This window comes from Ruegeria sp. CF1, from assembly GCF_056537445.1.
Genome location: NZ_JBQFRN010000004.1, coordinates 272,395 through 280,686 on the forward strand (window position 1 = coordinate 272,395; position 8,292 = coordinate 280,686).

The 8,292-nt window shown below is 51.8% G+C and carries 14 protein-coding genes and 1 tRNA gene; 10 read left to right on the plus strand and 5 right to left on the minus strand.

Annotated elements, in window-relative coordinates; translation table 11 throughout:
- Positions 1-214: 214 nt before the first annotated feature.
- Positions 215-430, plus strand: a complete 216-nt coding sequence (locus ACRZ96_RS10525) for a hypothetical protein (protein ID WP_480705490.1) — start codon at positions 215-217, stop codon at positions 428-430.
- Positions 431-439: 9 nt separating this feature from the next.
- Here the strand turns inward: ACRZ96_RS10525 and ACRZ96_RS10530 are convergent, their stop codons facing one another.
- Positions 440-658: a hypothetical protein gene (locus ACRZ96_RS10530; protein WP_170397154.1), complete on the minus strand. Its 219-nt coding sequence runs from the start codon at positions 656-658 to the stop codon at positions 440-442.
- A gap of 147 nt (positions 659-805) precedes the next feature.
- Between ACRZ96_RS10530 and ACRZ96_RS10535 the strand changes: the two genes are divergently transcribed.
- A complete protein-coding gene (locus ACRZ96_RS10535; protein WP_480771617.1) occupies positions 806-1,072 on the plus strand; it encodes a DUF2312 domain-containing protein in 267 nt (88 codons plus the stop codon).
- Between the two features lie 10 nt (positions 1,073-1,082).
- Here the strand turns inward: ACRZ96_RS10535 and ACRZ96_RS10540 are convergent, their stop codons facing one another.
- Positions 1,083-1,958: a hypothetical protein gene (locus tag ACRZ96_RS10540; protein ID WP_480758594.1), complete on the minus strand. Its 876-nt coding sequence runs from the start codon at positions 1,956-1,958 to the stop codon at positions 1,083-1,085.
- Between the two features lie 179 nt (positions 1,959-2,137).
- Here ACRZ96_RS10540 and ACRZ96_RS10545 point away from each other — a divergent pair.
- The 4 genes from ACRZ96_RS10545 (at position 2,138) to ACRZ96_RS10560 (ending at position 4,210) form a co-directional block, all read left to right on the plus strand.
- Positions 2,138-2,213: transfer RNA gene (locus tag ACRZ96_RS10545), tRNA-Thr, on the plus strand.
- 407 nt (positions 2,214-2,620) lie between these two features.
- Positions 2,621-2,827 (plus strand): hypothetical protein, encoded by a 207-nt coding sequence (locus ACRZ96_RS10550; protein ID WP_480814470.1) that lies wholly within the window; start codon positions 2,621-2,623, stop codon positions 2,825-2,827.
- Entirely contained in the window at positions 2,824-3,123 is a 300-nt protein-coding gene (locus tag ACRZ96_RS10555) for an ArsR/SmtB family transcription factor (protein ID WP_480814471.1), read from the plus strand. The genes ACRZ96_RS10550 and ACRZ96_RS10555 overlap by 4 nt, the downstream gene beginning before the upstream one ends.
- A gap of 421 nt (positions 3,124-3,544) precedes the next feature.
- Complete coding sequence (locus ACRZ96_RS10560; protein ID WP_480814472.1) at positions 3,545-4,210, plus strand: VPLPA-CTERM sorting domain-containing protein; 666 nt, start codon at positions 3,545-3,547, stop codon at positions 4,208-4,210.
- A 20-nt stretch (positions 4,211-4,230) separates the two neighbouring features.
- Here the strand turns inward: ACRZ96_RS10560 and ACRZ96_RS10565 are convergent, their stop codons facing one another.
- Complete coding sequence (locus ACRZ96_RS10565; protein ID WP_480814473.1) at positions 4,231-4,485, minus strand: hypothetical protein; 255 nt, start codon at positions 4,483-4,485, stop codon at positions 4,231-4,233.
- A gap of 627 nt (positions 4,486-5,112) precedes the next feature.
- On the opposite strand from ACRZ96_RS10565, the gene ACRZ96_RS10570 reads away from it, so the two are divergent.
- The 3 genes from ACRZ96_RS10570 to ACRZ96_RS10580 all read left to right on the plus strand — a co-directional run bounded on the left by ACRZ96_RS10570 (position 5,113) and on the right by ACRZ96_RS10580 (position 6,451).
- Positions 5,113-5,478 (plus strand): hypothetical protein, encoded by a 366-nt coding sequence (locus ACRZ96_RS10570; protein ID WP_480814474.1) that lies wholly within the window; start codon positions 5,113-5,115, stop codon positions 5,476-5,478.
- A 359-nt stretch (positions 5,479-5,837) separates the two neighbouring features.
- Positions 5,838-6,092 carry a hypothetical protein gene (locus ACRZ96_RS10575; protein WP_480814475.1) on the plus strand — a complete coding sequence of 85 codons (255 nt, stop codon included), beginning with the start codon at positions 5,838-5,840 and terminating at the stop codon, positions 6,090-6,092.
- Positions 6,093-6,247: 155 nt separating this feature from the next.
- On the plus strand, positions 6,248-6,451 hold the full coding sequence (locus tag ACRZ96_RS10580; RefSeq protein WP_480814476.1) for a hypothetical protein: 204 nt from the start codon (positions 6,248-6,250) through the stop codon (positions 6,449-6,451).
- Between the two features lie 38 nt (positions 6,452-6,489).
- Here the strand turns inward: ACRZ96_RS10580 and ACRZ96_RS10585 are convergent, their stop codons facing one another.
- Together ACRZ96_RS10585 and ACRZ96_RS10590 are read right to left on the minus strand one after the other, a co-directional pair.
- Positions 6,490-6,822: a hypothetical protein gene (locus tag ACRZ96_RS10585; protein WP_480814477.1), complete on the minus strand. Its 333-nt coding sequence runs from the start codon at positions 6,820-6,822 to the stop codon at positions 6,490-6,492.
- Positions 6,822-7,514, minus strand: a complete 693-nt coding sequence (locus ACRZ96_RS10590) for an SOS response-associated peptidase (protein ID WP_480814478.1) — start codon at positions 7,512-7,514, stop codon at positions 6,822-6,824. Before ACRZ96_RS10590 ends, ACRZ96_RS10585 begins: the two co-directional genes overlap by 1 nt.
- A 133-nt stretch (positions 7,515-7,647) precedes the next feature.
- Between ACRZ96_RS10590 and ACRZ96_RS10595 the strand changes: the two genes are divergently transcribed.
- A complete protein-coding gene (locus ACRZ96_RS10595) occupies positions 7,648-8,040 on the plus strand; it encodes a GFA family protein (protein ID WP_480814479.1) in 393 nt (130 codons plus the stop codon).
- Positions 8,041-8,292: the final 252 nt, after the last annotated feature.

Here is an 8,292-nt window from a genome sequence, read left to right on the forward strand (position 1 = left end):
TAACAATAGTGGAATATGTTTAAAGCCCCTAATCACGAGTTGATGTCTGTCAAAGCAATCTCCGCAATTTGAGCGTATGCTTTAGGCGACCATGGACATATTGACGGTTTTTTGCCTGACTAGGCAAGAATTCGCGATGTTTTGTTCCGGTCTCGTGCTCGTCTTAAACTCGTTACCTATATCAGGCACATTGGCACCATATGGGAGGAAGGAAATGACTGCTCAGGATCTTTTTACCGAAGCGGAACGGCTTGAACAAAAGCTGAATGGTGCGTGTCTTGAGACCCGGCTAGAGCTTCAGCCACATGTCAGCATGGTTCTGGATAAAATGCGCGCGCAGGGGGTTCATATCCCATCGCGCTTGCGTCGGCTGGATGCTGCGCTATGCGAAGACGTGCTTGAAGCGCGGTTCGACAATCTGCCGATCTGATCGATCTGGTTATCCCAGCGAAATGCCCAGGATAACCATCATCAGCCCAAGTACCGACAGGAAAAGCGACGCCAGATTCCAAGGCAGAACCCCCTGAACTGCAGCGCGCAACTCGTCATCCGTCAGGTTGGCTTTGCGCGCTTTCATCACTTGCAGGATGCACCAGACCAGACCGACCAGCCCGGCCACAGACAGGGCGGCCCCGCCCCAGACGATAATGTCGAACATGGTTGTTTACGCTCACCCTTTGAATCCGTGACCGCGCTTATCGGATCGGCGCAGGTCAGACAAGCCCGCCGTGCAGAATGCACGCTTGCGGTCGGGTCGGTGCCGATGTATCCGGCACCTTATTTTCAGCCCTTGGGAGAGACGCAGATGGAAGACACCACCGAAGATCAGGCCGCAGCCAACTACCGAGTGACCGCAGGCGAGCTGCGCCAGTTCGTCGAACGGTTCGAGCGTCTTGAGGCCGAAAAGAAAGATATCGCCGACCAGCAGAAAGAGGTCATGGCCGAGGCCAAGGCCCGCGGCTACGACACCAAGGTCATGCGCAAGGTCGTCGCTCTTCGCAAGCGCGACAAGGACGACATCGCCGAGGAAGAGGCGGTACTGGAAATGTACAAGGAAGCGCTGGGCATGTAGCGCCAGCCGCTTACGGGTTCAGAAAACGTATATCTGGCATGGTCTGCAGCCGTGCCAGATCCTGCTCATAAAGCTCGGTAAAGGCGGTAACGATATCTTCGTTCCAGCCAGGCAGCTCCACCTCTTCTTCGATTTCATCCGTCAGCGCATGCTGCTGAAACACCTGCGCCAGCCTGCCCCTGAGCACGGGATCATTGGGGGCCGCTTGATGCTCTAACAAGCTCTGAATCTCCTGTTTGCCCATGTCTGAGACAAGTGAGGACAGCAGCGCGTATTCCTGTTCCAGCGGCGTGTCCTCGGGTAGCCCCACTAGCGCGCGCGCGATGTCGCCGCAGATCAGCGGCGAATCCTCATTGCTCCACAAGGTGATTTTGACATCTGGTGCTAGATCGCGAATGTCTTCGATCATCGCAAGCCAACTCAGGCAGCTCAGGTCGGTGGTCGACAGAATATGCGCGCGTTCCGGTGCCGATAGCAACATCAGCACCTTTGGAATAAAGCTGCCGGGGTTGCGCAGACCTACGAGCAGTTCCACCGTCGAGTCGCTGAACAGTTGTTCCAGATAAGCCATCCGCTGCCCGGCATTGGCGTAGAACTGCCCGTCCATGATGATCGAAGCCCGCTCTCCCAGATACAGCGCGCTCGACAGGATCGCCCGATCCACCTGTTGCCCGTTGGGGAACAGTTTATGAAATCGCGCCAGTGTATCCTGATGTGATGGCCGGTCGGCAGAGGGTTTCAGCGCAGGTCGAAAGATCTTTCTGAACGGACGAAGCCCCCAGAAGGCGGTATGATTTCCCGCAACCAGATCCGCATTCGCCTGCAGTAGATTGAGCAGGTGATCATGGTCGGTAAAGTGCGCTCCGGCTTGGATGACCATCTGCATATCGGAATTGTCCTTACCTCGGTCGGGATCGACGCCTGGGTTACAACCTGTCCCCGGTGCAGTCAAATTCGGATGAGGCCTGATATTACTGTTATCCTAAGGCAAACCAGCACAAAGTTAAGATGACCCGAAATTTCGGGCTTGCAGTCCCTGTTCCGAGATATTAATCGACACCCAGTGCCCCTATAGCTCAGCTGGTAGAGCAACTGATTTGTAATCAGTAGGTCCGCGGTTCGAGTCCGTGTGGGGGCACCACTTAGGTTCATATGATATTGAAATATATTGTTTTTTCGAGGCGCGTTTTCTGTGTCCCCTGATTTATCCCCCGAATTTTCGCTGATACCAGCCAGATCCGGGCTAATTGCGAATCCATGCCCTGCGGCTGTTTATTTCCTGCCTGCAGGAAAGGGTGGTCAGCGAACTTGAACCTGATCCGGCGACGATACGATAATCTGCGGTTTGCCTTTGTATAGTTCTATTCTGCCGCTGATTGCCACCGTTTTACCTTCGTAGGTACCCCTGCTAACACCGCTAAACCTGCTAAACGGTGCAAGCGGAATTTAGGTTTCTGCCCCAAGAACGTCTCCTGAGTGACAAAATTCACTGTGATTGAACGACTAAGTTGGTTGAGTGCAGTGAATGAGTAGCAAGGCAAGTTCCAGATGAAGTTTATCCCTGCAACCGCCCAATCAGTCGTTGTCCATGCGTACGAACTGGCCGCCAACGACATGGAAAAAAGCATGGCAATGTGGGCTGGTACTCAACTCATGGCGCTTTACGATACGCGCTCGGTTCTTTTGCTGGAACATGCCAATATCTGGGCCGAAAAGCTTGAGCCGCGAGCACCTCTTTCTACTGCGAAGAAATGAAACAGCACTCCCCAGAAAGCATTAGCGAGGCGTCAGATTACCTGAAAGCCTTCACCCTCGATGTCCGATTGCACATTCTTTACCTACTTGCCGATGGTGAGAAATCTGTTGGTGAAATGATTGATGCTTTGTCGATGCGTCAGGCAACAGTTTCCCAAAGTATCGCTCGCTTGCGACTTGAGGGCATGATAGTTGCGAGGCGCGAAGGTCATTACATGTACTACAATATCTGCGACGAACGGGTGCGCCCAGTTCTCAAGTTGCTGGATAAGCTTTTTCTAAAACAGACCAGTTAGACAACTACCTCGGAGACTTGCCCGGCCCGCATTGGGCCGGGTTTTTTTGCCCTAGATTTGACTGAGCCTAGCGAAGCCCTTTTTCCTTATTAGGCGGTTTTTTGTACTCAATTTCGTCTGGTGCAACCTGCAACACTCGATTTCTACCCATCTCCCAAAGCTCGCCACGCATTGTCAGGTGTTCGGCCATCCGCGTAGGTGTCAACTCCTCCGACCGCATCAGTTTTTCATCAATCTCCTTACCCCGTGTCGGAATCTGATTTCTAAGCTGAGGAAATGGCGATGTTTTTGGGTTTTAAAACGATTACGTTGCGTGGATAATAGATCTAGAACTTTCGCGTATTTTGCGGATTTAAAGAAAATCTGATACAGTCGCCGAAATCAAAAAGAAGTAATAAGTGTTTTTTTGGAGGGTACGATTATGAAAAAATGGTTCAATATTGGCATTGCCGCAGTATTTTCTACAATTGCCACCGCTGCCTTCCCCACCCCAATGTACTATACCGACAGGTCTTCATTTGAGTCTGCCTTAACTTCTGTGAAGGTTGACAGTTTGGATGGAATTTCATCCGGACCATATGGGGCTGGTTTTGTAACCAGACCAGACTTCACCTTCGTACGGGGAGGCACTCCTAGTACCTCGAACAACGGTGTGTACGGCTGCATTAATCACTCCGGATGTGGCGATAACTCAGTTCTTGGTTTTGACGACTCGTATTGGTGGCACTATCGTCAAGACACTGCAGATATCTACACGTTTGGGTCTGCGGTGCACGGTTTTGGTTTCGACTACGCCAATCCAATAAACTGGCAAAATAATGCAACTCCAATTCTGGACGGCGTCACGGCTCTCGCTAACTCAGGTTTCTTTGGTGTCATTTACGAAACCGCTAGAACCACATTTGCTGTCGACAACTCAGTGGTCAATCCATCGTATATCATAATGGATAATTATACTTATGGTTCGGCAGTCGGTGGAGCACCAGTGCCTTCTCCCGTCCCACTTCCCGCTTCGCTCCCCTTGTTGTTGGTCGGCCTTACAGGGCTTGGTCTGGTGGCGCGTAGACGGCGGAACAAGTATAACTAACGCGCGCGCTCTATTTCGCTCTACTTTAGACGCCGCTTCCGCGCTGCCATCTTCCTGCATCCCTCCTTGCAATACTCAGCGTCTACCCGTTTCCATTCGGGCATGAGGTTGCCGCAATAGGCGCAGTGCCAGCCCTTGGAATAGTTCTGCGCCAGCTTTTGAGCGCGCTGTGTGATCCGGTGTGCGTTCTGCCAAGTGTAGTGGGTGAAGCTGAGACGCACATGCGGCGGGTTCAATTCCTCGATCCATATTGTTGAATAGTCTCGATCCGTCATACGTGTACCTTATCCGGGAACTGCCTTTGATATTGCTGGGTAATCGTATTTAACTCCATGACGCGCGGGCAGGTGCGGGCGCTTATTGGTCCCGGAACTCCTGCCTTTAGGGTCTCGCAAAATTCAAACCTGTCATTGCCGTCTCTCCTGTCTGGACCGTGTGTGCCGGGGTGATTAGGTTGTTGGTATGAACCCAGCCGATCCCACGTTAGCTCTGGAAGTGGCAGCAGGCATACTGATTGCCTACTGCGTGGTGTTCTGCGCCAAGAGCGCCATCGCACATTGGCAGCGCGGAGAGGGGAATATGGCGATAATCAATGGCTTCCCCGTACTATTATTTGGCGTTCGTTTACTCTCCGCATGCTTGCGGCAAATATCCCACTAAGTAATGGGTCAAACATCGCCATTTGTCCGTCCATGGTCGTTTGAGACAAGGTATTATAGTACCCCAAATTAAATAGGAGCGAAACAAGAACATTTGAAGATAAATGGGGTGCGAGAGAACCTCCCGGAAATACAGCACCGAAAAACAAAAACAGACATCGAAAAGAGCTGAGACTGCCATGGTAAAGACTTATTCACGTGGTGTTCCCGAGCAGTAACCGCATGTATGTAAAGGAGTATTTCATGCGCAGGTTTTTCACCGCCGTTGCCCTGTTGCCGTTTGTTGCTGCCTGTGCGCAGTCGCCGGATAAGGTTGGTGCTTCGTACGTCAGCCCGGCAATCTTCGATGGGCGTTCGTGCCAGCAATTGCACGCCGAGCGTAACCAGATTGCAAGCAACGTGAACAAGTTGACAGCGGCCCAGAAGAAATCGGCCACGGATGACGCAGTTATCACCGGCGTGACTCTGGTTCTGTTCTGGCCCGCAGCGCTGGCAATGGCCGCAACACAGGATCATGCTGACCAGTTGGCGCAGGCCAAGGGGAACTACGATGCCATTACGCAGGCTATGCAGGCCAAGAATTGCCCGCAAATCGGTGTGACTGGTTAACACTTCCAGACTAATGTGGAGGCAAGGGGCATACGGAAGCATGGCCCCTTTTTCTGTGGGGATATATAATGGCATTTGAGGACCGCAGCCATCACTGCTGAGACGAACCAATTATTGTAGGTAGGAAGAACGATGACCGCCGTTGACGATGAGATCGACGCAGCAAAGGGCTTGGCGTCCGAAATGTTCTCCTATGAGTAATTTGTGGAGTTTCTTTCCACCGCAGAAGACGAACAAGAACGCGCTGCTCGCGTGATTTTCTACGTGTTGCAGAAGCAGCGTGAAAGCTAACAGTCCAAGTATTGTGCGTCACAACAAGCAGTGAAGTATGTAGTCAGTCAAACAGGAATCACGGCGCAATGAATATCGATGAACCAAAACTGATTATGTCAGACAAGTGCAAGTCTGTACTTGTGGATGGGTATCGCTTTGAAATCGAAATCTACCGCTTGGATAGTCAGAACCAATGGACCCTTGAAGTGATTGACTTCGAAGAGGCTAGCTACGTTTGGGATGATAAGTTCGGATCTGACCAAGAGGCGTTAGATACCTCCCTGAATATCCTGAACAATGAGGGAGCTTTGGCGTTTATGGGCAAGGAGCAGGAACCCTAGGGTAATCTTAGGTTGAACTCCCCAACAACGACAAATTTAACGCATTGGATTCTATGACTAACTGCTTGGCATTGCTTTTTTCTTTGGCAGTTGTGTAGCATTCTAACGCGATACTGTGCCTGAACTAATGCTTTATCGAAGCAACGGAGGCTAATGTGGCAGCGTACTCTGAAGCAAGGTCAACGCTCAAAGGCATCGAGGTTCCACGTGACCTCGTTGGTAAGCCTGCCGGTGTCTTTTTTCTGTTGAACGAGATTGAGCGCCGGAAGTCGCAATCAAAAAGCGCGACGGATAGCGGGCCGTTCGAGCTGAAGCCATTCATGCTAGTGGATGAGTTTATCTTTAATCGGCGTGCTTGAACACAATCAAATGGAACCTGGCGAACGACTAAGAGTGACTAACGCTCTCGATTCATAGCTGCCATGAGTTTGAAAGAGCCGCTGCCGCACAGATCCGCTTCACCTTGCGCAAGCTCTAGGTCAAATGCCTCAATGAACGGCGCAATCAATTGCTCGTCCAGCATATAGAATGACGTCGCATCCCGAGATCCGCGCGATAGCACACTATCCGCATTCCAGCCCCAACGTCCCCGACCAGCATGAGCATCAAGCCAATTGTGGATCTCATGAAGCCGATATCCGAACCCCTCCTCAGGAACCTGTACACGCAACCTAATAGGGAAGTACTTTTCATCCGCTGCTTTCTTCGGGGATCTGCTGCGCGTGGCCATTATGCGTCGATAACGTCGATTAACTCCGGCCCGTCATCGTCGCGGCCAATCGGCGCGACCTTGTGGAAGCGCATACGTCCATCCCATTCCTTGCCCAAGTTCTGCGCTTCGTCGTGGTCAATCTGACCTGACATCCACGGCACAAGGTTCTCATTCGTCAGAATAACCGGTGACCGTGCATGTATGTGTTCGATTTGATGCAACGCAGGGCGGGTGAGAATTGTGCAGGTGTTCAGACCAGACGAGAGGCGCGAGTAGAGGCCTGCGAAATACATGCAGGGGTCATTGGTATCTGTCTTGATAACCCACGGCTGCTTGGCCCCCTTAGAGCCTGTCCATTCATAGTAGAAACTGGCCGGGATAATGCACCTGCTGCTTTTCCATGCGACCCGGAACGAACCCAGTTTATGTGCCGTTTCTATCTTCGCGTTGAAGGTGGTGGGTTTCCATTGCGCCACGTCTTCCTTGAACCAGTGCGGTACAAGCCACCAGCGTGCCGTAGAGCTAATAAGTCGGTTGTCATGGATGAACGCCATATCCAACATCTGAGTTGGCTTGACGTTCCAGCTCATGGATAGGTCTTGAGCGTTTGGGTCGCGCTCAGTTGGGATAGGAACACCGTTCACGATCCAGTTCTGCAGGGCATATAGCTCTGCCCACGTCATTTCGGGTCTGCCGAGTCGTCCGCACATCGTACGAGCATAGCGAAACTAGGGGAACGTTTGGTGAACTTTTTGATGGTTGGCGACGAGATTAATGATAGTTGTGCGGACGGAGCAGACATTTCAGTCATCGCGTCGTAGAGTGATGTCACAGGGGGGAGACATGTCCGAATACGTCACCGGTGGATGCAAATGCGGCTTGGTACGCTACGAAGGCAAACGCCTTAATGTGCCCATGTTTCGTTGCCATTGTCGCGATTGCCAACAACTAACTGGTGGGGGTCATTCGGAGATGCTGCCACTTGCCATCAGTGATTTCTCAATTAGCGATAACTGCAAAACATTTGAGATGCTTGGAGGATCAGGTCGACCGACCTTCAGCGGCTTCTGCCCGAATTGTGGGTCTCAACTTACCAGAAACAGTCGTCGTATGAGCGACCGGATATATGTCCACGCAGCATCCCTAGACGATCCGAATTTGTATCGCCCTGAAGAATCCATCTACTCCAGTTCTGCGCAAAACTGGGACAAATGTGCAATCATAGAGGGTGAGTAAGGGCTCCAAAGCCGACCATCCGACTAAATCGATGTGAAGGCGTAGACTTTGTAACTTTCTGAAACTGGCCTGCCAAAAACCCCCCATTTATAGCGGGCTGAATATGGCGGGGATTTTGTGGTATACTAAGCAAGCCTCCCGGTTCGGGAGTAGGGGAAGAGCCCACCGTCTCACAAATGATTGAGAGTGAAGGTGGTGAGGGGCTGGATGAGGGGGTCTTAGCCAGCCCCTCTCTCTTGAGGGGGTATCCGG

Excerpts from the sequence above, each read along its gene's own strand:
- ACRZ96_RS10565 (WP_480814473.1), bottom strand. The coding sequence starts at position 4,485 with ATGACGGATCGAGACTATTCAACAATATGGATCGAGGAATTGAACCCG.
- ACRZ96_RS10575 (WP_480814475.1), top strand. The coding sequence starts at position 5,838 with ATGAATATCGATGAACCAAAACTGATTATGTCAGACAAGTGCAAGTCT.
- ACRZ96_RS10530 (WP_170397154.1), bottom strand. The coding sequence starts at position 658 with ATGTTCGACATTATCGTCTGGGGCGGGGCCGCCCTGTCTGTGGCCGGG.
- ACRZ96_RS10525 (WP_480705490.1), top strand. The coding sequence starts at position 215 with ATGACTGCTCAGGATCTTTTTACCGAAGCGGAACGGCTTGAACAAAAG.
- ACRZ96_RS10555 (WP_480814471.1), top strand. The coding sequence starts at position 2,824 with ATGAAACAGCACTCCCCAGAAAGCATTAGCGAGGCGTCAGATTACCTG.
- ACRZ96_RS10560 (WP_480814472.1), top strand. The coding sequence starts at position 3,545 with ATGAAAAAATGGTTCAATATTGGCATTGCCGCAGTATTTTCTACAATT.
- ACRZ96_RS10540 (WP_480758594.1), bottom strand. The coding sequence starts at position 1,958 with ATGCAGATGGTCATCCAAGCCGGAGCGCACTTTACCGACCATGATCAC.
- ACRZ96_RS10590 (WP_480814478.1), bottom strand. The coding sequence starts at position 7,514 with ATGTGCGGACGACTCGGCAGACCCGAAATGACGTGGGCAGAGCTATAT.
- ACRZ96_RS10535 (WP_480771617.1), top strand. The coding sequence starts at position 806 with ATGGAAGACACCACCGAAGATCAGGCCGCAGCCAACTACCGAGTGACC.
- ACRZ96_RS10570 (WP_480814474.1), top strand. The coding sequence starts at position 5,113 with ATGCGCAGGTTTTTCACCGCCGTTGCCCTGTTGCCGTTTGTTGCTGCC.
- ACRZ96_RS10595 (WP_480814479.1), top strand. The coding sequence starts at position 7,648 with ATGTCCGAATACGTCACCGGTGGATGCAAATGCGGCTTGGTACGCTAC.
- ACRZ96_RS10550 (WP_480814470.1), top strand. The coding sequence starts at position 2,621 with ATGAAGTTTATCCCTGCAACCGCCCAATCAGTCGTTGTCCATGCGTAC.
- ACRZ96_RS10585 (WP_480814477.1), bottom strand. The coding sequence starts at position 6,822 with ATGGCCACGCGCAGCAGATCCCCGAAGAAAGCAGCGGATGAAAAGTAC.